This is a genomic window from Aurantiacibacter xanthus, from assembly GCF_003584015.1.
Lineage (GTDB): Bacteria > Pseudomonadota > Alphaproteobacteria > Sphingomonadales > Sphingomonadaceae > Alteraurantiacibacter > Alteraurantiacibacter xanthus.
Genome location: NZ_QXFM01000112.1, coordinates 35,894 through 55,322 on the forward strand (window position 1 = coordinate 35,894; position 19,429 = coordinate 55,322).

A 19,429-nucleotide genomic window follows, 5' to 3' on the forward strand; every position below is an offset into this window, starting at 1 on the left:
CTCATGACCTTGATCAGGCTGGCTGCGCTCGCTGCTGCAGGCGCACTTGGATACCGTTATTTCGACAAGTTGCGGCGAGGCCAGCATGCGGCCTTCGCGGACGGGCAGGGCGATGGCGAGAATTTCGCACAGGTGCGCGATTCGGGGCCTTCCGCAATGGCTGACAAGCCGCGTCGCGAGTGGACCGGAGTGGACGAGGAAAGTGATCAGAGTTTCCCTGCCAGCGATCCGCCCGCCAACTACTGATCGCGCCGCCCGGCCAGATCGGCAACCAGCCACAATCTCAGCGCCGTGGCGAGACCGGGCGCAGGATCGGCGTCGATGCGTTCGGCGTCGATCTGCGCCACCAGTGCGTTCAGAGGCAGGCCCTCGCGTTGGGCAGCGCTTTGCAACAGCTCCCAGAACAGCGGCTCAAGGCTGATCGAGGTCTTGTGGCCGGCAATCTCGACCGAGCGTTTGACCGGCGGGTGATAGAGCGTGTCCATGGTTTCTCACGCTAGGCGAGGCGGGCCGGGGGCCCTACGAATTTTTTGGGGTGGCTGGCAGCCGCCGCCCACCCCAGGCTCAATTGAACGCGCAGAACGATTGGGTGGCAGAGGTTGTCCGGCTACGAAACCCTGACGGGCAACACGTAGGCCGCGCTCCTGCTGTCAGTCGACTTCCCGCCCACGCCCGAACGCTACAGCAGCGTGAAGTTCCGCACCGACTTCGCCAACCGGACGGGCGTGGTCGAGACCATGACGCTGGTGCGCGAAGACGGCGTTTGGCACGTCGTCGGCATTTTCATGAGCTGACCTTTGCGCCTGTCCGGTCAATCGGCGCGGGAGCGCCTCAGTACATGTGCTGCCCGCCGTTGATCGACAGTGTCGACCCGGTGACGAAGGCGCCTTGTTCGGATGCGAGGAAGCTCACGCCGCGGGCAATTTCGTCGGCATGGCCGAGACGGCCCACCGGGATCTTGGCGACGATCTTTTCCAGCACGTTCTCGGGCACGGCAGCGACCATGTCGGTGTCGATATAGCCGGGTGCGATGGCGTTGACGGTAATACCGAAACGCGCGCCTTCCTGCGCCAGCGCCTTGGTGAAGCCGTGGATGCCGCTCTTGGCGGCGGCATAGTTGACCTGGCCATATTGTCCGGCCTGCCCGTTGATCGAGCCGATGTTGACCACCCGGCCCCAGCCACGCTCCTTCATGCCGGCGAAGGTCGCCTTGGCCATGTTGAAGCAGCCGCCGAGGTTGATTCGCAGCACGTCGCTCCAGTCTTCATAGCTCATCTTCAGCAGCGTGCCGTCGCGGGTGATGCCGGCATTGTTGACCACCACGTCGATCGGGCCGACCTCGCTGGCGATCTGCTCGCACCCGGCGAGCGTTGCCTCGTAGTCGCCCACGTCGAACTTGAACACGGGAATGCCGGTTTCTTCGGCGAAGGCCTTGGCCTTTTCATCGTTCCCCGCGTAGTTCGCAGCCACGGTAAAGCCATCGGCTTTCAGCGCTTCGCAAATGGCGCGGCCAATGCCGCGGGTTCCGCCGGTAACTACTGCAACGCGAGCCATGCTTCTCTCCCAACAACGATAGGAGAATCATGGCAAAGCGATGAGCTAAGGTAAAGGGAAACCAACGCTTTTGGCGCTGCGATCAGAAGCGGAATTGCGTTCCGATATAGACGGCCTGGCTATCCTGCTGGCGCACATCGGGCAGCGGGCGCAGGTCGCGTTCCTGCTGGTAGCGCACGCCGGCAGTCACATTGAGGTTGCGCGTCAGGCTGTAGCTGCCGCCGACGTCGAGCATCCGGTCACCCAGCTGATCGTTTGTATTGGCTGGCCGACCTGCGGGCGCTTCTTCTTCCAGCTCGATTCGGGCGGCGAAGCGGCTCGGCTTCTCAGCCGCGCCAGCGCGAGGCTTGAACTCGGCGAGATCGGGAACTTCGGCCGAGGACAGGCTGGCGGCAAGCCCGCTCGTCTGCGTGGGCGACTGGGCGAAGCTGCTGTAACCGCGTGCAAGGCCGAGGTTGTAGCGCGACGAAGCCAGGCGCAGGCTGCCATCGGCGGAGGCGCCATCACGCCCGCCATCGACCGAGGTGCGGCCTGAAAGGATCTGTGCGACTCGCTGATCGACCCGCACCGCCACGGTAACCGCGCGGCCGGAGCCGTCACTGGCCGAATTGGCGGGGGTGAAGCGCATCAGCGGCGCCTTGCCACCGGCCCGCTGCGCCACGATGCGGGCAATGCGCGGATCGGCGGAAGCCGGGGTAAAGGAAACAGAAGGACCGGCTTCAGAATAGGTCGAATCGTTGCCGATAAGGCCGATCGCAACCACCGAGCTGGGCAGGGCAGCAGCCAGCAGCACGCCGCCGGCGGCAAGCGCCAGCTTCGGTGCCAATCTGGAAAACCCCCTGAACATCATGCTTCCTCAACTTACCAGACCCAACGTAACTTATCGGGCCAAGATGGCCAGACCCTTAAGCCCCTTATGCGGGTAACTCACGAGTCTTCGCCTATTGCTTATATGTGATACGCATATGACGGCGATATGGCCATGAATAAGCTGCATTCGTGTCAGGTTGTGGATAAGGTGTTGCACGCGATCCACAATCGCCGGTTTGATTAAGCGGTGGTTCACGGCTAGTCGCCGCAAGTGCGCCGCGCTTCGCACCGGGCCTTGCCGCGTCAAGTGGCCGGTTTATAGCGGAGCGCAACATGGAATTTGCTGACAGGAACGCCAATGGCTTTTTCGACTGAACGTGCTGGCCGCTTTGCTCGCGTGCTGCTGCTGGGCGCAGGGGTTGCCGCGCTGGCCGCTTGCGGTGGCGGCAACGACAAGCGCCTGCGGGCGGACCTCGCCGCCTCGCAGGTCACTGCGATTGGCGTCAACTCCTACCTCTGGCGCGCCAGCCTCGAAACGCTGTCGTTCATGCCGCTGACCCAGGCGGACAGCGCGGGCGGTGTCATCGTGACCGACTGGTATGCCAACCCCAGCAGCCCGGAAGAGCGGGTGAAGCTGTCGGTGACGATCCTCGATCAGGATCTGCGCGCCGATGCCCTGCGCGTTGCCGCCAGCCGTCAGGTGCTGCGCGACGGAACGTGGATCGAGGCGCCGGTGCAGGCTGCCACCGTGCAGCGGCTGGAGGACATCATCCTTACCAAGGCGCGCGATCTCCGGCGTTCCGCCATCGGCTGATCTGGCCTAGGGGCCCGCTATGACAAATTCCCGATTCGCAACCAGGTTCAATCCTGGCCAAGCCGATTCGCGCTGGCAGCAGGCGTGGGACGAAGCACGCTGCTTCGAGGCCGACAGCACCAGCGCCAGGCCCAAGAGCTTCATCCTCGAGATGTTCCCCTATCCCTCGGGGCGCATCCACATCGGCCACGTGCGCAACTACACGATGGGCGATGTGCTGGCGCGCTATCACAAGATGCGCGGGCGCGAGGTGCTGCATCCGATGGGCTGGGACGCCTTCGGGATGCCGGCCGAAAACGCGGCGATGGAAAAGGGCGTCCACCCGGCAGGCTGGACCTACGACAACATCGCCACGATGAAGCGGCAGCTTAAACAGCTCGGCTTTGCGCTCGACTGGAGCCGCGAGATCGCTACCTGCGATCCCTCCTATTACGGCCACGAACAGGCGCTGTTTCTCGCGCTGTACGAGGCGGGCCTTGTCTATCGCCGTGAATCGGCGGTGAACTGGGACCCGGTCGACATGACCGTGCTCGCCAACGAGCAGGTCGTGGACGGGCGCGGCTGGCGCTCGGGCGCGCTGGTGGAGAAGCGCAAGCTTAACCAGTGGTTCCTCAAGATCACTCAGTTCGCCGACGATCTGCTCGAAGGCCTCGATACGCTCGATGGCTGGCCGCAGAAGGTCCGTACGATGCAGGAGAACTGGATCGGCAAGTCGCAGGGCTTGCAGTTCCGCTTCGACCTTTCCGACGGCGGCACGGTGGAGGTCTATTCGACCCGGCCCGACACCATCTTCGGTGCTAGCTTTGTGGCGGTCGCTGCCGACCACCCGATCGCGCAGGGCGTTGCCGCAGGTAACCCCGAGGCACAGGCCTTCATCGCCAAGTGCCGCGAGGGCGGCACCACTGCTGCCGAACTCGAAACCGCCGAGAAGCTGGGCTTTGACACCGGCCTCACGGCCAGGCACCCGTTCACCGGGGCCGACCTGCCAGTGTTCATCGCCAACTTCGTGCTGATGGACTACGGCACCGGTGCGGTGATGGCGGTGCCCGGCCACGACCAGCGCGACTTCGAGTTCGCGACCAAGTACAGCCTGCCCATTATCCGCGTGATTGCAGCCAATCCGGGCGATGCCGAGGTGCCGCTGCGCGAGGCGGAAACCGGTGACGGCGTTCTGGTCCACTCCGACTTCCTTGACGGCATGCGCGTGGACGAGGCCAAGGCCGCGATCATCGCGCGCGCCGAGCAAGGCGGCTGGGGCGAGGGCAAGACCGTGTGGCGCCTGCGCGACTGGGGCGTATCGCGCCAGCGCTATTGGGGCACGCCGATCCCGTTCATCCACTGCGATGCCTGCGGCGTGGTGCCCGTGCCCGCCGACCAGCTTCCGGTCACGCTGCCCGAGGATGTCGATTTCTCGATTCCGGGCAACCCGCTCGAACGCCACCCGACGTGGAAGCAGGTCGACTGCCCCAAGTGCGGTGCGGCGGCCCGGCGCGAGACCGATACGCTCGATACCTTCGTCAACAGCTCGTGGTATTTCCTGCGCTTCGCCAGTCAGCCTGCCGACAAGGCCTTCGACAAGGCCGAGGTCGCGCAGTGGATGCCGGTGCAGCAATATATCGGCGGCATCGAGCACGCGATTTTGCACCTGCTCTACGCCCGCTTCTGGACCCGCGCGCTGGCCCATGTGGGGCTGCTCGACGTGAAGGAGCCGTTTGCCTCGCTGTTCACGCAAGGCATGGTCACGCACGAGACCTATTCGCGCAAGGACGGCCCGCGTGAAGTGTTCTTCAGCCCGGCCGAGATCGACCGCAGCGGCGAGGGTGCCTCGCTCAAGGCCGATGGTCAGCCGGTCGATATCGGCAAGGTCATCAAGATGTCCAAGTCGAAGAAGAACGTCGTCGACCCCGAGGACATCATCGCTCAGTATGGCGCCGACGCCGTGCGCTGGTTCATGCTGTCGGACAGCCCGCCCGAGCGCGACCTGCCGTGGTCCGAAGCGGGGATCGAGGGCTGCGGCCGCTTCGTGCAGCGCCTGTGGCGTCTGTTCGGCCAGCTTGACGAGAGCGCCGAGGGTGAGGACAAGGCTCTGGCCCGCCGCACGCACCAGACTGTCGCTGCCGTAGCCGAGGATATCGGGGCGCTGGCCTTCAACAAGGCCGTGGCCCGCATCTACGAGTTGACCGGCGCGACCGAGAAAGCCGCGCCCACGGCTGATCGCAATGCGGCGATCCGCACCTTGCTGGCGCTGGTCTCGCCGATGATGCCGCACCTTGCCGAAGAGGGCTGGGAAGCGCTCGGCCAAAGCGGCCTGATTGCCGAGGCCGCATGGCCCGAGGTCGACCCCGCGCTGCTGGTGGAGGACGAGGTCACCATCGCGGTGCAGGTCAAGGGCAAGCTGCGCGATACGCTCACCGCTCCCAAGGGCGCGGCAAAAGAGACGCTTGAAGCCATGGCGCTTGCCAGCGAAAAGGTGCAACGTGCCATCGATGGCGCGGAAATTCGCAAGGTGATCGTGGTGCCCGACCGACTGGTGAACATCGTCGCATGAGGATGATCGCGCCTCTGTTGCTGCTGGCGAGCCTTTCCGCCTGCGGGTTGCAGCCGCTCTATTCGGGCGGCTCGTCGGGCGTGGTGGCGCAGGGGCTCGGTGCGATCGAGGTGGCCCCCATTCCGGGGCGCGAGGGCTGGCTGGTGCGCAATGCCCTGAACGACAGGTTCAGCGAGGCGGGCACTGAGGGTTCGCCGCGCTATCGGCTCGATGTCGTGCTCGACCAGCAGTTGGAAGGGCTCGGCCTGCTGACCGACGACACCATCGGGCGTGAGCGGCTGTCGCTGCGGGCGCGCTACCAGCTGGTGGAGCTGGCGACGGGCGAGATTCTCGTCGATGCGACTGCCGGGTCCGATGCCGGTATCGACGTCGTCTCCTCCGAATTCGCCACCATCGCCGCCGAGCAGACGGCGATGGAAAATCTGGCGCAGGATGTCGCCGGGCAAATTCAGGTCAGGCTGGCGCGCGCTCTGCGCGAGCAGCGGTGAAGGCGACCCAGCGCGACATCTTTCGCTCCGCGCAGCGGGCCGGCGATGCCTGCCGTCTCTACTTTCTGTGTGGCCCCGATGAGGCCGGCGCTGCTGCTGCAGCGGCCAGGCTGATCGCCGCGCTGCCCGATCCGGGGGAGCGCTACGAGTTGAACGGCTCGGACCTGCGCTCGGACCCGGTACGGCTGGTCGACGAGGCGCGCTCGACCTCGCTGTTCGGCGACCGGCGACACCTGCTGGTGCGCGTCAATGGCGAGGATGCGCACGATGCGCTCAAGACGTTCCTCGATCTGAAAGACCGCGGCGAGGCCGATCAGGCCTGGCCGGTGTTCATTGTCGCGAGCGGAGCCACCGACAAGTCGCGCTCGGCCAAGCTGCTGCTGAAGCGTGACGATGCCATGGTCGGCATCTTCTACCCGCGCGACCTCAAGGACATGATCATCGACGTGCGCGCGCTGGCCGATGCGGCGGGGGTGCGCCTTGGCGGTGATCTGGCCGAACGGATCGCGCGTTCGGTCAATCTCGACATCCGGCTGGCCGGGGCCGAGGTCGAGAAGCTGGCGCTCTATCTCGACGCGTCGCACACCTCGCCCAAGAGCGCCGATGTGGCGAGCTACGAGGCGATCTGTGCAAGCACCGAGGAGGATGGCTTTGCCGCGCTTGTGAACGTCGCGCTCTCGGGTGACCTGCGCAAGCTGCCGGGCGAAGTGCGGCGGATGCGCGATTTGTCGATAAACCCGGTGGGCGTGGCGCTGGCGCTGGAGCGGCGCGCGGCGCAGCTCGCCTCGCTGAGCGCGAAGCTGCGCCCCGGCGAGGACATCGGCCGCTTTCTCGAAAACGAACGGGTGTTCTTCAAGGAACGGCGCGAAATCGGCCAGCAGTTGCAGCAGTGGAGCGGCGGCAAACTCGAACGGCTTGTGCCGCGCCTCACGCAGTTGCACCGCCTGCTGCTGTCGAACAGCCAGGTGGCCGAACTGCTGCTGGCGCAGGAGCTGGCGAGCATCGCCCGCGTCGCGGCGTCGCGGCGCTAGCTATTCGGGCGTCAGCGCGTGGCCTTCGAGTCGCGCGACCGCGTGCCGCACCACCTTGTCTAGCGCCTCTTCGGAGAAGAACCCGCCGGGGATCAGGCATTTTTCGACCAGCACGCGGCGGAAGGCGGCGAAGGTTTCTTCGTCGGGCGGGGTGCCTTCGGTCCAGAACCGGTCGATGCCATGCTGGAACGTGAGGTCGGCCATATCGTAGATCGCCTGGCCCAAGGCGATGACCGGTATGCCCATGTCGAGCGCGAATGTTCCGCTCGTACTGTTGATTGTCACCATACCCTTGGCGTGCTGGGCCACCGGGACGATGTCGCCGAACCCGAGATAGTCGACCCGCTCCTCGATACCGAGCGTTTCGGCCATCGAGCGCACTTCTTCGTGCCAGTCGACCACACCGTTGTCGAGCGGGTGTTCCTTCACCACCAGCCGCGTGCCCCGAGGCGCGTTTCTGGCGAACGAGCGCAGGACCAGCAGGATCGCGTCGTGCATGGTGGCAAAGGGCGAATGCAGGCGAATCTGCGCATCCGACGCCAGTTGCAGCGGGAAAAGATAGTAAGGCCTGTCTGACTTGAGCAACTGATGCATCAGTGCGGCGGCGTTCTCGCGCCGCTCTTTTCCGCGCAGCAGCTTGCGGGCCCAGCCGACGCCTTCGATCAGCGGGTGCCAGGGCCGGTGATTTTCCCAATGCGGATAGTACCAGCGGGTGAACACGTCGGCGACGTTATAGGCTAGCCCTTCGAGTGCCCTGCGGGTGAACGAGGCTGGCACCTGCTTGTGCTGGGGAATTGGTGGCAGTTCGGCGGCGAGCTGGCGATACCAGGTCGGATCGCTGGGCAGCTCCGAATGGCCGTTTACTCCCCCAAGCTCCAGCGTGACCCAGTCAGGCCGAATATAGCCTTCCTCGAACACGTGAACCGGCACGCCCAGTTCGCGGCAGATTGCCACGGCAGGGACATGGTGCGCGCGACAGTCGCCGAACAGAACTACATCGGTAATGGCGTTATCGTGCACGATCGCGCGAAAGGCTGCCGGCCATTCCTTCAACGTGCCACGGTAATCGATTCCGCCCGGCAAACGCCAGAACAGCCGGTCGCCGCCGTTGAAATTGACCTTGAAGACGTTGTGCCCAGAATCGATAAGCCCTTGACCCAGACGGCGAAACAGACGTCCCATCAGGCCTTGAAGCAACAGAACGTTGCGGGGGTGAGGGCCACCGTCAGGCGCGCTTCGCCCACCGGCGGAGATGCTCGCAAGCTTGTCATGCAGCATGCGATTGGCCCGCTCTTCCTGGGCTGAATTCAAATCGGGAAAACTTTCAAAACCCACAACGTCAAACCTCAATGCCCCCTCATAAGGAGGCCTAGAGGAAAAGCGTAAGAAAAATGAATCCAACGTGGAAGAAATCCCCAGCGGAATAGCTCGTTACACGAGTGCGATCTCCGTGTGGGCTAGCCTTGAGACGGTTGTCCGGTTAACGCCTGCCGCGCATTTCATGGAATTCACTCTCCCCTTGTCGCTTGCCGTGATCGGCTCCCTGCTGGCCGATTGCCTTGCCCATCCCCGCCGGTCAGGTCTGCGGCAGGAGGCCGGTCTGTGGCTGACCGCGCTTTCGAGCATGGTGGCATTCGGTCTGTTCCTCGCCCTGAGTGGAGACACCTTGCTGGCGGCCCTGACGGCTTTGGCGTTGCAAGTGCTGCTGGTGGTCTCGTCCAATGCCAAGCTGCGTATTCTGGGCGAGCCACTGCACTTTTCCGATCTGGCGCTGTTCTTCGCGGTATTTCAGCATCCGCAATTCTATTTCTCGGCCCTGTCGATCTGGCAGAAGATCGTTGGACTGGCCGTGCTGGCGTCGCTGATCGCGGCGTTTGTCTGGCGCTTCGATACCTCGGTGGCGATCCATCTGGGCGGTGCGACAATCGCTGTGATCGGGATCATGGCGATCGCACTCTCGCTGCGCCTGCCAGCATTCCGCAAGCTCGCCGCAAGGCCCGATGCCGAAGGCGATGTGGCAAAGCTGGGGCTGGTGCCGACCTTGCTGCTCTACTGGTTGCGGTGGCGGGGCACCCCGCCACAGACGCTGCGCTCGGCAGAGCCACATGCTGCGACAGTTGCGAACGAGGCAGAGATCGTCATCGCGATCCAGTGCGAGAGCTTTGCCGATCCGGTCGAGCTGTTCGGCGACAGGAAATATGCGCTGCCCGCGCTGGAGAGCGCCCGCTTGCAGGCGGCCCAATGGGGCAACCTGCTGGTCAGCGGCTTTGGTGCCTACACCATGCGCACCGAATATGGCGTGTTGTTCGGACGCGAGGAGGAGGCGCTGGGCTTCTGCCGTTACGATCCGTTCCTCACCGCCGCGCGCGAGGCCGAATGGGCGCTGCCGCACAGGCTCGGCACCGGGGCGTGGCGCAGCCTGTTCGTCCACCCGCACGACATGCGCTTCTACAATCGCCACGCGATCATGCCGGCGGCCGGCTTTGCCGAACTGGTGAGCGAGGATGCTTTCGCTCCGCCGCTTCCGGGCGAGGGCCGTTACGTCACCGACAAGGCCGTGGCCGACAAGATCCTGCAGCTGGCACAAGCTGCCGAGGAGCGCCGGTTCATCTATGCCGTCACGATCGAGAATCACGGTCCGTGGTCGGTCGACGGGGCGCTGGAAGACGACAGCCTGCTGAACCAGTATCTCCGCCGCGTTCAGGCGAGCGACGCGATGCTTGGCCAGTTGCTCGATGGACTGGCGGCCCTTCGCCGACCGGCGGTGCTGGCCTTCTTCGGCGACCACCGCCCGAGCATTCCGGGGCTCAGCCAGCCGGGCGGGCCTCGCCACACGCCCTATGTGATCCTGAAGCTGGACCGCAACGGTGATCTGGTCCCGGGCACCAATGCGCGCGAGGACATTACGCCCGCGCAATTGCATCGCGCCATTCTGGGCATGGTCTGACGCGACCGGGCTGGCTCAGGGTTTGAGAGCCGCCAGTACCCGGTCGCGCAGAAATGTGGGCAGCAGCTTCTCGAGAAGCCTCAGCGCGGTGAAGGGCCAGGGCGTCACATAGTGGCGTTTGCCGCGCTCCGCCGCCTGCGCAATCCTCCTTGCGGCGACCTCGACGGGTATGGCCATAGGCCTCTTGTTGGCACCGCTGGCGATGAAGCCCGGTGCGACCAGCACAACCGAAACGCCGTGCGGCTTCATCGCGATCCGTAGCGCGTCGGCGAAGTGCGCCAGCCCGGCCTTGGAGGCTGCATAGCTGGCAGCCGACGGCAGCGCATGATGCCCTGCTGCCGAGCCAATGATCACGATCCGCCCGCGCCCGCGCTCAGCCATCCGCTGCGCTATCGCCGTGGCCATGGCGGCAGGCGCGGTGAAGTTGGTTTGCACCATCCGTGCGACCTGTTCCGGCGGCTCCACAAGCGCATCTGCCGGGCAGACATCGCCAATCCCTGCAACGAGGTAAACCACATCGAACGCAGTCTCGCTGTCTTCGGCAACGAGCGCGGCGACAGCGGCGTCGCAGTCGGTGAGGTCGAGACTGCGTTCGCTGGCCTCGGCACCAGCCGTGCGGGCAGCCTCGGCGGTGTCGGCAAGGCGCACTTCGTTGCGGCCCCACAGGCTCAGGACCGTGTCGGGCCCGGCATGATACAGCGCCAAGGCACGGCCCAGCGCACCTGAAGCACCTGTGATCAGCAAGTGCTTGGCAATTTGGGGTGTGGGTGATTGGCTACACCGGGATTGCAAGCGTGCCATGTATTAACCTTGAAAAAGGGTTTTCGGCGCAAGTTCCTTGACAGCCAGTAGCCTTTTCTGTCCAGAAGAGATGATGATGCCGACCTCCGACGATAACCCAAACCGGCTCGTTCTCTTTGAAAACCAGGCGGTTGAGAAGCTTACAGTAATCTCGCTTCGCTGGTTTGTCGTGGTTTGGTCCGTGCTCCTGCCGCTTATCGCCTGGGCCGGATGGGGGCGAGTGTCCGCTCTCGACGGGCTGGCGCTGGTGGGTCTTGGCCTGTTGGTATGGACGCTGTTCGAATATTGGGCACACCGCTACCTGTTCCACTGGGAAGCTTCGTGGAAGCCGGTGCAGCAGCTGGTTTTTCTGATTCACGGCAACCATCACGAACAACCGCGTGACCTTTTGCGCAACCTCATGCCGCCGGTCGTCAGTGTGCCCGTCGGGCTGATCGTGTGGGCCTTGTGCTTCGCGCTGGTCGGCCATGCCGGGACCTGGCTGTTTCTCGGGTTCATGAGCGGCTATGTCCTCTATGACCTGATCCATTATGCGTGCCATCAGTGGCCGATGCGCGGTCGGCTGGGCCGGATGCTCAAGCGCCATCATATGCGGCACCACTTCACCGACGAGAACGGCAACTTTGCCATTACTGCGCTGTTCTGGGATCGCCTGTTCGCAACACGGGTCCACGGTGCTCGTCGGCAACAGGAAGCGGGCAAGTAGCCTTTCCTATTTGCGCGCGCAGTTCTCGATGAGCTGCACCGCAATCTGCATGTGCGCAGGCCAGTCCGGGGCGTGCCAGTCTTTCATTCGCGTCATCTGCGCCCGGTGCATCGGGCCGCGCTGCGCATGGTCGAGTATGGCGTCGCGCCAGCCCGGTCCATCGAGCGGGTCGCGGTAGTCGGGCGCATCGCCGCCGACCTCGCGATGGGCCGCGATGTCGCTGGCGATGACTGGGGTGCCGACCGACAGTGCCTCGGCAATCGGCATGCCGAAGCCTTCCGTGAACGACGGCATCACCAGAGCATTGGCCCCGCGCAGCCATCGCGCGAGATCGCCATCGCCGCAGCTGTTCACCTCCTCGACGAAGGGCTTTAGCGCCGGGCAGCGGTCGAGCAGGTCGAGGACCTGTTCGTTTTCCCAGCCGCGGCGGCCGATCACCACCAGGCGCGGAATTTCGGCGGCGGGCAGGCGCTCGGCCATGCTTCGCCACAGGTGCAGCAGCAACAGGTGGTTCTTGCGCGGCTCGATGGTGCCAAGACACAGCAGGTAGGGCCGCGCCTGCCGGTCATCGCGCGGAGCGGCCTCGGGGATGGCTTGTGTGCCCAGCAAGGCGGCCGCAATCGGCGGCGGCAGCAGCCCGCGTCCTTCGATCCAGCGCGCCAGCGACGCGCCGGTGGCAGCCGAATTGACGATCACCGCATCGGCCAGCTCGGCCACGGTTGCCATCCGCCGCTCGTGCAGTGCGGCGCCGCCGGGACGGGCATATTCGGGAAACTCGATCGGGATGAGGTCGTGGACCATGCACACGAAGCGGGCCTGTTCGCGCCCCAGTTTGCGGCGGACCTTGTCCGGGTGGTGGAGGTGGTGCGGCGAGACCTGCACCAGCACGTCAGCCGAGCCGACCCCGGCGTTGCGCGGCAACAACCGCGAGATCCACGGCGCGGCATCGGCCAGCGAGCGCTTGCCTTTCCGGCTTTCGCTGTTGGCCCAGCGCCGGTCCAGCTCGTCGAGGTAGGCGAGCGCCGCCGGGCGTGCAATCCGGCCGTAGATGCCCGAGGGATGAACAGCGCTGAACGCCAGCGCGTCGCCATAGGCCTCCAGCAGGCCGCGGGCATAGGCCATCTCCACCCGGTCGACGCCCGAAGGCGTGAAATGGCGGACGCGCGAGATCAGCCGCGAGATATCGAGCACTACCCTGGTCATGGCTGCGCGGCCTTAGCTTTGCGTTTCTGGAAACGCGAGACGATCCGGCCTTGCAGCCGCCGCAGCGGCTCTATCCAGCCCTGGCGATTGGGCATCGTACCTTCCGCCATGCGCCGGATCAGCACTTCGGGCGGGCAGGGCAGGCCGGTGACGGGGTCGAGATAGCGCGGGTAGAGCAGCAGCACGCCCGCCACCAGTTCGTCGAGCGTGAGCTGGCGTCCGCGCCGGTCGGGCACCGTGCCCAGATCGCGGGTCAGCCCCCAGCCGGCGAAGAACGGGGTGCCGTGGCAGGTCACCTCGCGCCCGCGCAGCAGCGCCTCGAAGCCGGAGAGCGAGGTCAGCACATGCAGCGCGTCGACCTCGTCGAGCAGATCGGCCATGCTGCCTTCGCGCACGATGCGGTCGGCATAGTGGAGCGCGTCTTCGTCGGCCACCGCGCCGTTGCGGTGCCCGGCATCGACATCGGGGTGCGGACGCCACCAGATTTCCGCCTCGGGCTCGCGGGCGCGGGCGCGTTTGAGCAGTTCGAGATTGGAGGCCAGCCCGCCGCCGCCCGCCAGCACCGACATGTCGTCCTCGACCTGACCGGGCACGAGCACCACGCGGCGCGTCCGTTTCAGGCTTTCGTCAGACTTGCCGCGTGCGCCGCTGCTGCGGGCATATTTGCTGATCCCGGCGGCAACGATGTTTTTGCGCAGCTGGCGGGCGCGCTCGATCAGCGCCGGGGCGAAGTCGGTGACCGCGAGGATCGTTTCGAGATCGCTTGGCGCAGAGGGATCGAAATGGATGCCCTGCCGGTCGACCACTACAGAAGAGGGAGGCACCAGATTGCTGCCCAGACCGGCGGAACGAACGAAGCCGTCTTCCACCCGCACCAGCGCCACACCCCTTTCGCGGGCCTGTGCGATCAGCCTTGGCGAGATGCGCGAGGGCCAGACCGCCACCGCGCCGCCGTGTCGCTGCGCATGGGCGAGAGCACTGGTGCCGCTGTGGGCGATGCGCAGGCGCGTGCCGGGCACCCAGAGAAAGCGGCGGATTTCGGCGCGCTTCCACCAGCTCATGCCGCAGGCGGCGACGATGGTCTGGCCGCTTGTGCCGCGATTGCCGTCGATCACGCGCCGCCATTCCGCCAGCAGGGCGATGGCCTCGTGCGGGGTGAGCCAGTTGCCGGAGAACGGATCGCGCATGGGCTGGGCCAGCGCCGTCAGCGCCGTGGCCTTCAACGTGGCTTCGTCGTCCGCTGGGGCACCATAGGGGCCTGGCGAGAGGACTTGCACCGCGACCCCGAGGATGGCGGCGATGGCGATCCACTCGTCATCGCCATGGGCGACCAGCCGCTTCGCTTGCGGCAGGATCGACCAGGGGTCGCAGTCGTGCGGGCAATCGAGGACGTCGCTCGCGCCATAGGCTGTCTGCAAGTGCGGGAGTTCCGCCTTGTTGCGCGGGCGGAGCACCGTTTCGGCAAGCCGCTCGGGCGCGCATGGTGCGGCCCAGAAGGCTCCCCCCACGCGCGCTGTGCGCATGGCTTCGAGCAGGGCGTCGCTGTCAGCAGGCGCGAGATCCGGGGCGGGGTTCGCGGGCGCGCCCGCATGCTGCGCCCATGGGAACGGCGGTGCGCGCAGGAGAGGGGGGGCGTGGCTCAAGGCCGCTCGCCCCAGGCTTGCAGCACCAACTGCTGCTGTCCATTGCGGGCAACGATGCCGTATCCGCCGGTCGGCAGCTTGAGCGATGGCAGCGCCTTTGCGGCCTTATGCAGATGCGGGTCGGCCAGCAGGGCAAAGCGGGCCGCGCCATTGCTGGTGACGAGCAGCGTCGGTTGGTCGGAAGCAGGTTCGGCGGTAAACAGGTCCCGCCATGCCGCGATGCGCGCTTCGGGTTCTGCCACCCAGCCCGGAGGAACCTCCGCGCCGTGCTCCCATGCATTAAGCGCCTCCTTCCCGATCCGGGCGACAACCGCTTCCTCCGGCAAGTTCTCGTCGGGCCCGTGATCGACCTCGCGCAGAAAATCGGCGGTCTCGACCTGTGGGGCACTTGGCATATGCGCGAGAATTGCCTCGGCGGTCTGCCGTGTGCGCAGCAAGGGGGACACCAGCATCCGCCCGAAGCGCCAGCCGCGCGCGGCAAAGCAGGCTCCAAGCGCGCGCGCCTGCTCCTTGCCCTTGGCGGTCAGGGGCAGGTCGGTGCGGGCGCCGATGCGGCGCGGCTGCTCGTCGGCTTCGAAGGTGTTGCCATGGCGGACGATAATGAACATCGCCCCGGCTTTACGGCTCAGACTTTCGCGCGGCAATGGCTGCACGCGTTATGCCGGAAAGGGGTCGCCCAGTCGCGCAATCGCCTGTTCGGCGAGCGCGAGATCCTCGGGCGTGTCGATCCCGGACAAGGCGTGAGCGGGCATGGGCACGGGCACCGTGGCGATGGTCCAGCCGCTTTCCATGAAGCGCAGCTGCTCAAGGCTTTCGAGCGTTTCGTAAGTGCCTTTCGCTGCGCCCACGAACCAGTCGAGCGCTGCCATCGTATAGGCATAAAGCCCGAGGTGCTGCCACACCGGCGAAAGCGGCTGTGCGCGCAGTTTTTGCTCGTCGCGCAGGGCGGGCAGGATCGCCTTGGAGAACCACAGCGCCTTGCCCTCGCCATCGCGCAGGCAGGTCGTGCCGCTGAACGGTGCGGTGCGCTTGTGTTCGCGCAGACGGTCAAGCCGGTCCCAGTCGAGCTGATAAACCGGGGTTGCCACCTGCGCCGTGCCCTCGCGCAGGCGCGTCAGCAGACCCGCAACGATCTCGCCCGAGATAAACGGCGCGTCGCCTTGCAGGCAGATCACCCGCCCGGGCAGGTGATCCTGCTGGAGCGCGGCGGCATGGGTTCTGGCGCTGCCCGAATCGAGCGCAGGATCGGTAAGGGCAACCCTTGCCCCCAGCGCGCGGGCGTGGTCGGCGATGCGTTCGTCGTCGGTGGCTACGACCAGCTCGCAATCGCCCGCGACGCGTGCCGCAAGGTTGCCGTTCGCGAGCACCCGTTCGAGCATGGTGCGCCCGGCGATCTTGCGCAGCGGTTTGCCCGGAAGGCGCGTCGAAGCATAGCGCGCCGGGATGACGATGAGGTCGGGGGCCATCAGGGCCAGCCCGAGGCTTACAGTGTGCCCAGACGCACGAGGTCGTGCATGTGGACGATGCCGACCAGCTTGTGGCCTTCGGTCACGAACAGCACCGAAACCGCGTTGTCGTTCATCAGCGTCAGCGCTTCGGTTGCCAGCATCGTCGGCTCTGCCGCGACTGGCCGGGGCGACATGTGCCGGTCGATCGGCTCGTCGAGATCGGACAGCGCGATCGCGCGGCGCAGGTCGCCATCGGTGAAGGCGCCGACAAGGTGGTCGGCCCGGTCGACGACGGCGGTGCAGCCATAGCGCTTGCGGCTCATCTCGATCGTCGCTTCGCGCAAGGTGGCATGGACCGGTACGCAGGGCAGCGCCATTCCGGTGCCCATCACATCGCTAAGAGTCGCCAGCTGGGCACCGAGGCGGCCGCCGGGATGGAACAGCCGGAAGTTGCTGGGGGAGAACCCGTGCGTCTCGATCAGGGCCACGGCCAGCGCATCGCCCAGCGCCATTTGCACGGTGGTGGAGGAGGTGGGGGCCAGTTCATTGGGGCAGGCTTCGCGCACCTGCGGCAGGCACAGGCAGATATCGGCGGCTTCGCCGGCCATGCCGTCGCGGTTGGAGGTGGCGACGACCAGCGGAACCCGGTTGAGCCCGCAATAGGTGAAAATATCGCTCAGTTCCGGAGTGTTGCCCGACCAGGTCACGGCGAACACCACATCCTCGGTGGAGATCGCTCCCAGATCGCCATGGCTGGCCTCGCCGGGATGGAGGAAAAAGGCGGGCGTTCCGGTTGAGCAGAAGGTGGCGGCAATCTTGCGCGCGATATGCCCGCTCTTGCCCATGCCGGTGACGATCACGCGGCCCTTGTTTCCGGCAAACAGCTTGACGGCCTTCACGAAATTGGCCCCGAGGTCGGACTGCTCGAGAGAGTCCCTCAGCTCGTGGAGGCCCGCAATTTCGATATCGAGCGTATTGATCGCAGCGCTGATTTCCTGCGGGCGGGAGAGTTCTGTTTTCATATGCTGATCTGCCACACAACTATTGTTCAAACCCTGCAAGAGGGTCTGCACCGATCTCCCCAGCATCAGCACATCTGTGCTTGATCGGGCGGGAGGGGCCAGTATGTCAAGCGGTGTGTGCAAATGCGAAAACACTTTGTTCATACTTTGGCCATGAACAGTCAGCATTTGCTAAATGAGTGAAATGCGTACTTTCCAGGGATTGGCACTGATATAATGCAACTGTGCGGCCATCCGCTCGAACCGGGCTCTCCGCTGTTTGTGATCGCAGGCCCCTGCGTGATTGAGAGCGAGGCCCATAGCCTTGCCGTGGCCGAACGGCTGGCCGAGATTGCCCGGCGACAAGACGTGCTGCTGATCTTCAAAAGCTCGTTCGACAAGGCGAACCGCAGCTCGGGTGCATCCTACCGCGGCCCCGGCATCGACGAGGGATTGCGTATCCTTGAGAAGGTGCGGGCCGAAACCGGCCTGCCCGTGCTGACCGACGTCCACGAAGCCAGCCAGGCGGCGGTGGTCGCGCAGGTGGTCGACGTGTTGCAGACCCCGGCCTTCCTTGCCCGGCAGACCGATTTCATCGCTGCCGTTGCCGCCACCGGCAAGCCGGTGAACATCAAAAAGGCCCAGTTCATGGCGCCCGCCGACATGGCCAACGTCGTCGCCAAGGCGCGCGATGCGGCGAGCGCGGCGGGGCACGATCCCGACAACTTCCTGCTGTGCGAGCGCGGCACGTCGTTCGGCTACAACACGCTGGTGTCGGACATGCGGGGGCTGGCGATCATGGCCCGCACCGGTTGCCCGGTGGTGTTCGATGCGACGCATTCGGTGCAGCAACCGGGCGGCCTCGGCACCAGTTCGGGCGGGCAGAGCGAGTTCGTGCCGCTGCTGGCCCGTGCGGCGGTGGCCGTGGGTGTGGCCGGGGTGTTCATGGAGACACACCCCGATCCGGCCAAGGCGCTGTCGGATGGTCCCAATGCCTTGCCGCTCGACCGGTTCGAGGCTTTGATCGCGCAGCTCAAGGCGCTCGACGCGGTGGTCAAGGCCGCGCCGGGCACCGATGCCGAGCTGTCTGGCCGCTGATCATGAGCATTGCCAGCCGGGCCAGGGCGATCGCGCTTGCGCCGATCCATGTCCTGCAACTGGCGACTTCGGCGAAGAGCTTTCTCGATCACCCGCTGATCGGATCAAAGCGGCTGAACCGTATGGGGTTGCACCGTGCGCGGGTGCGGCTGGCGGATCAGCTGTGCCGCTGGCGCCGCCGCCGTCTGGCGCGCCACGTCCGGCCCGAGTGGCGCGAGGCCTTCGACCGTGACGGTTTCGTCGTGATCGAAAATGTGCTCCCCGCAGGCGAGTTCGCCGCCATGCGCAAGACGATCCTCACGCACGAATGGCCCGCGCGCGAGATGCGGCAGGGCGATGCCATCACCCGGCGCATCGCGGTCGATCCCGAGATGCTGGCAACGGTGCCTGCGCTGGGCCAGTTGCTCGACCGGCCCGATCTGAACGCGCTGTTCCACTACGTCGCGAGCTTTCGCACGAAACCGCTGCACTATGTCCAGACCATCGTCAGCAAGTGCGGCGGCGACGATCTCGATCCGCAACAGGCGATCCATGCCGACAGCTTCCATGCCTCGATGAAGGCCTGGCTGTTCCTCAACCCGGTGGCGCAGGAGGACGGCCCGTTCACCTATGTGCGCGGCTCGCATCGCTTCACGCCCGAGCGGCTGGACTGGGAGCATCGCCGCAGCCTCGCCGATCCGCAGGCTATCGACCGGCTGTCGGCGCGTGGTTCGCCGCGGGTCGACGCGGAGGATCTGGCGGAAATGCAGCTCGGCGCGGGCGAGGGCCTCGCGCTGCCCGAGAACACGCTGGTGGTGGCCGATACGGGTGGCTTCCACGCGCGCGGTGCGGCCACGCGGCCGGGCGAGCGGGTGGAGCTGTGGTCATACTCGCGGCGCAATCCGTTTCTGCCGTGGCTGGGCGGCGATCTGCTCAGCCTGCCGGGTCTGGCCGAGCGGCGAGTCGGCTGGCTGTGGGGCTTTCGCGACCGGTTCGAGCGGCAGCTCGGGCAACCGTGGCAGAAGGTCGGCAGGCGCCGCCCGACAGACGATTAGGCCGCAGAGGCTCTTCGCCGCATTACGGCCCACAGCAGGCTGTTCGCCGCAATGGGGCCGACGACATCGGCGATCTGATCGGCCTTGGTCCAGACCTTCGGATCGAGCGCGGCCCACCATGGAGCATTGGCGCGCAGGCCTGCGCCGAATTGCTCGATCCAGCGATATTCCGCCTGAGCCAATTCGCGCCCGATGAAATAGCCGCAGGCGAGCAGGGCTCCGGCCCACCAGTTACGCGTCACCAGCCCGACGACGATCTGCAGCGCGAGGGCGACAGCGGCGTGTTCAAGCAGGGACATTTGC

Annotated in this window: 21 protein-coding genes; 10 read left to right on the forward strand and 11 right to left on the reverse strand. The window is 65.7% G+C overall.

All coding sequences use genetic code 11. From position 1 onward, the window contains the following. Positions 1-3 precede the first annotated feature (3 nt). On the forward strand, positions 4-246 hold the full coding sequence (locus tag D2V17_RS12890; protein WP_119593214.1) for a hypothetical protein: 243 nt from the start codon (positions 4-6) through the stop codon (positions 244-246). Here D2V17_RS12890 and D2V17_RS12895 read toward each other — a convergent pair. Continuing rightward, positions 240-485: a ribbon-helix-helix domain-containing protein gene (locus D2V17_RS12895; RefSeq protein WP_119593215.1), complete on the reverse strand. Its 246-nt coding sequence runs from the start codon at positions 483-485 to the stop codon at positions 240-242. The genes D2V17_RS12890 and D2V17_RS12895 overlap by 7 nt on opposite strands. Positions 486-647: 162 nt before the next feature. Here D2V17_RS12895 and D2V17_RS12900 point away from each other — a divergent pair, with 162 nt between their 5' ends. Further along, the gene (locus D2V17_RS12900) at positions 648-794 is read left to right on the forward strand and encodes a DUF4019 domain-containing protein (protein ID WP_281270582.1); all 147 of its coding nucleotides are present in this window, start codon (positions 648-650) and stop codon (positions 792-794) included. Positions 795-831: 37 nt separating this feature from the next. Here the strand turns inward: D2V17_RS12900 and phbB are convergent, their stop codons facing one another. Further along, positions 832-1,554 carry an acetoacetyl-CoA reductase gene (gene phbB / locus D2V17_RS12905; protein ID WP_119593217.1) on the reverse strand — a complete coding sequence of 241 codons (723 nt, stop codon included), beginning with the start codon at positions 1,552-1,554 and terminating at the stop codon, positions 832-834. An 82-nt stretch (positions 1,555-1,636) separates the two neighbouring features. Continuing rightward, complete coding sequence (locus D2V17_RS12910; protein ID WP_245978706.1) at positions 1,637-2,380, reverse strand: hypothetical protein; 744 nt, start codon at positions 2,378-2,380, stop codon at positions 1,637-1,639. Positions 2,381-2,722: 342 nt separating this feature from the next. Between D2V17_RS12910 and D2V17_RS12915 the strand changes: the two genes are divergently transcribed. From D2V17_RS12915 to holA, 4 genes are read left to right on the forward strand one after another with little or no spacing between them, the layout of a single operon-like run. Then, positions 2,723-3,178: a DUF3576 domain-containing protein gene (locus tag D2V17_RS12915; protein WP_119593218.1), complete on the forward strand. Its 456-nt coding sequence runs from the start codon at positions 2,723-2,725 to the stop codon at positions 3,176-3,178. 19 nt (positions 3,179-3,197) lie between these two features. Continuing rightward, positions 3,198-5,726, forward strand: coding sequence for a leucine--tRNA ligase (leuS, locus tag D2V17_RS12920; RefSeq protein WP_119593219.1), 2,529 nt, complete (start codon positions 3,198-3,200; stop codon positions 5,724-5,726). Then, on the forward strand, positions 5,723-6,214 hold the full coding sequence (lptE, locus tag D2V17_RS12925; RefSeq protein ID WP_119593220.1) for an LPS assembly lipoprotein LptE: 492 nt from the start codon (positions 5,723-5,725) through the stop codon (positions 6,212-6,214). The genes leuS and lptE overlap by 4 nt, the downstream gene beginning before the upstream one ends. Then, positions 6,211-7,245 carry a DNA polymerase III subunit delta gene (holA, locus tag D2V17_RS12930; RefSeq protein WP_119593221.1) on the forward strand — a complete coding sequence of 345 codons (1,035 nt, stop codon included), beginning with the start codon at positions 6,211-6,213 and terminating at the stop codon, positions 7,243-7,245. The genes lptE and holA overlap by 4 nt, the downstream gene beginning before the upstream one ends. Here holA and D2V17_RS12935 read toward each other — a convergent pair whose 3' ends face one another. After that, positions 7,246-8,427, reverse strand: coding sequence for a capsule biosynthesis protein (locus D2V17_RS12935; RefSeq protein WP_119593281.1), 1,182 nt, complete (start codon positions 8,425-8,427; stop codon positions 7,246-7,248). A gap of 319 nt (positions 8,428-8,746) precedes the next feature. Here D2V17_RS12935 and D2V17_RS12940 point away from each other — a divergent pair, with 319 nt between their 5' ends. Beyond that, on the forward strand, positions 8,747-10,192 hold the full coding sequence (locus tag D2V17_RS12940) for an LTA synthase family protein (RefSeq protein ID WP_119593222.1): 1,446 nt from the start codon (positions 8,747-8,749) through the stop codon (positions 10,190-10,192). Between the two features lie 15 nt (positions 10,193-10,207). Here the strand turns inward: D2V17_RS12940 and D2V17_RS12945 are convergent, their stop codons facing one another. Beyond that, positions 10,208-10,936: an SDR family NAD(P)-dependent oxidoreductase gene (locus tag D2V17_RS12945; RefSeq protein ID WP_245978707.1), complete on the reverse strand. Its 729-nt coding sequence runs from the start codon at positions 10,934-10,936 to the stop codon at positions 10,208-10,210. Positions 10,937-11,213: 277 nt separating this feature from the next. On the opposite strand from D2V17_RS12945, the gene D2V17_RS12950 reads away from it, so the two are divergent. Next, a complete protein-coding gene (locus D2V17_RS12950; RefSeq protein ID WP_245978708.1) occupies positions 11,214-11,699 on the forward strand; it encodes a sterol desaturase family protein in 486 nt (161 codons plus the stop codon). Between the two features lie 6 nt (positions 11,700-11,705). Here D2V17_RS12950 and D2V17_RS12955 read toward each other — a convergent pair whose 3' ends face one another. The 5 genes from D2V17_RS12955 to D2V17_RS12975 are packed head-to-tail and all read right to left on the reverse strand — an operon-like array spanning position 11,706 to position 17,015. Continuing rightward, entirely contained in the window at positions 11,706-12,902 is a 1,197-nt protein-coding gene (locus tag D2V17_RS12955; protein ID WP_119593225.1) for a glycosyltransferase family 4 protein, read from the reverse strand. Then, positions 12,899-14,545: a capsular polysaccharide export protein, LipB/KpsS family gene (locus D2V17_RS12960; protein ID WP_119593226.1), complete on the reverse strand. Its 1,647-nt coding sequence runs from the start codon at positions 14,543-14,545 to the stop codon at positions 12,899-12,901. Before D2V17_RS12960 ends, D2V17_RS12955 begins: the two co-directional genes overlap by 4 nt. Continuing rightward, positions 14,542-15,153, reverse strand: a complete 612-nt coding sequence (locus tag D2V17_RS12965) for a histidine phosphatase family protein (RefSeq protein WP_119593227.1) — start codon at positions 15,151-15,153, stop codon at positions 14,542-14,544. Before D2V17_RS12965 ends, D2V17_RS12960 begins: the two co-directional genes overlap by 4 nt. 48 nt (positions 15,154-15,201) lie before the next feature. Continuing rightward, positions 15,202-16,011, reverse strand: a complete 810-nt coding sequence (locus D2V17_RS12970; protein WP_119593228.1) for a 3-deoxy-manno-octulosonate cytidylyltransferase — start codon at positions 16,009-16,011, stop codon at positions 15,202-15,204. A 17-nt stretch (positions 16,012-16,028) separates the two neighbouring features. Continuing rightward, on the reverse strand, positions 16,029-17,015 hold the full coding sequence (locus D2V17_RS12975; protein WP_119593229.1) for a KpsF/GutQ family sugar-phosphate isomerase: 987 nt from the start codon (positions 17,013-17,015) through the stop codon (positions 16,029-16,031). Between the two features lie 216 nt (positions 17,016-17,231). Between D2V17_RS12975 and kdsA the strand changes: the two genes are divergently transcribed. Together kdsA and D2V17_RS12985 are read left to right on the forward strand one after the other, a co-directional pair. Next, positions 17,232-18,092, forward strand: a complete 861-nt coding sequence (gene kdsA / locus D2V17_RS12980; RefSeq protein WP_119593230.1) for a 3-deoxy-8-phosphooctulonate synthase — start codon at positions 17,232-17,234, stop codon at positions 18,090-18,092. Positions 18,093-18,094: 2 nt separating this feature from the next. Then, positions 18,095-19,126: a phytanoyl-CoA dioxygenase family protein gene (locus tag D2V17_RS12985; protein WP_119593231.1), complete on the forward strand. Its 1,032-nt coding sequence runs from the start codon at positions 18,095-18,097 to the stop codon at positions 19,124-19,126. Here D2V17_RS12985 and D2V17_RS12990 read toward each other — a convergent pair. Further along, a complete protein-coding gene (locus tag D2V17_RS12990; protein WP_119593232.1) occupies positions 19,123-19,425 on the reverse strand; it encodes a hypothetical protein in 303 nt (100 codons plus the stop codon). The two genes, D2V17_RS12985 and D2V17_RS12990, sit on opposite strands and share 4 nt — an antisense overlap. Positions 19,426-19,429: the final 4 nt, after the last annotated feature.

Excerpts from the sequence above, each read along its gene's own strand:
- D2V17_RS12890 (WP_119593214.1), top strand. The coding sequence starts at position 4 with ATGACCTTGATCAGGCTGGCTGCGCTCGCTGCTGCAGGCGCACTTGGA.
- D2V17_RS12895 (WP_119593215.1), bottom strand. The coding sequence starts at position 485 with ATGGACACGCTCTATCACCCGCCGGTCAAACGCTCGGTCGAGATTGCC.
- phbB (WP_119593217.1), bottom strand. The coding sequence starts at position 1,554 with ATGGCTCGCGTTGCAGTAGTTACCGGCGGAACCCGCGGCATTGGCCGC.
- D2V17_RS12915 (WP_119593218.1), top strand. The coding sequence starts at position 2,723 with ATGGCTTTTTCGACTGAACGTGCTGGCCGCTTTGCTCGCGTGCTGCTG.
- leuS (WP_119593219.1), top strand. The coding sequence starts at position 3,198 with ATGACAAATTCCCGATTCGCAACCAGGTTCAATCCTGGCCAAGCCGAT.
- lptE (WP_119593220.1), top strand. The coding sequence starts at position 5,723 with ATGAGGATGATCGCGCCTCTGTTGCTGCTGGCGAGCCTTTCCGCCTGC.
- D2V17_RS12935 (WP_119593281.1), bottom strand. The coding sequence starts at position 8,427 with ATGGGACGTCTGTTTCGCCGTCTGGGTCAAGGGCTTATCGATTCTGGG.
- D2V17_RS12940 (WP_119593222.1), top strand. The coding sequence starts at position 8,747 with ATGGAATTCACTCTCCCCTTGTCGCTTGCCGTGATCGGCTCCCTGCTG.
- D2V17_RS12955 (WP_119593225.1), bottom strand. The coding sequence starts at position 12,902 with ATGACCAGGGTAGTGCTCGATATCTCGCGGCTGATCTCGCGCGTCCGC.
- D2V17_RS12965 (WP_119593227.1), bottom strand. The coding sequence starts at position 15,153 with ATGTTCATTATCGTCCGCCATGGCAACACCTTCGAAGCCGACGAGCAG.
- D2V17_RS12970 (WP_119593228.1), bottom strand. The coding sequence starts at position 16,011 with ATGGCCCCCGACCTCATCGTCATCCCGGCGCGCTATGCTTCGACGCGC.
- D2V17_RS12975 (WP_119593229.1), bottom strand. The coding sequence starts at position 17,015 with ATGAAAACAGAACTCTCCCGCCCGCAGGAAATCAGCGCTGCGATCAAT.
- kdsA (WP_119593230.1), top strand. The coding sequence starts at position 17,232 with ATGCAACTGTGCGGCCATCCGCTCGAACCGGGCTCTCCGCTGTTTGTG.
- D2V17_RS12985 (WP_119593231.1), top strand. The coding sequence starts at position 18,095 with ATGAGCATTGCCAGCCGGGCCAGGGCGATCGCGCTTGCGCCGATCCAT.
- D2V17_RS12990 (WP_119593232.1), bottom strand. The coding sequence starts at position 19,425 with ATGTCCCTGCTTGAACACGCCGCTGTCGCCCTCGCGCTGCAGATCGTC.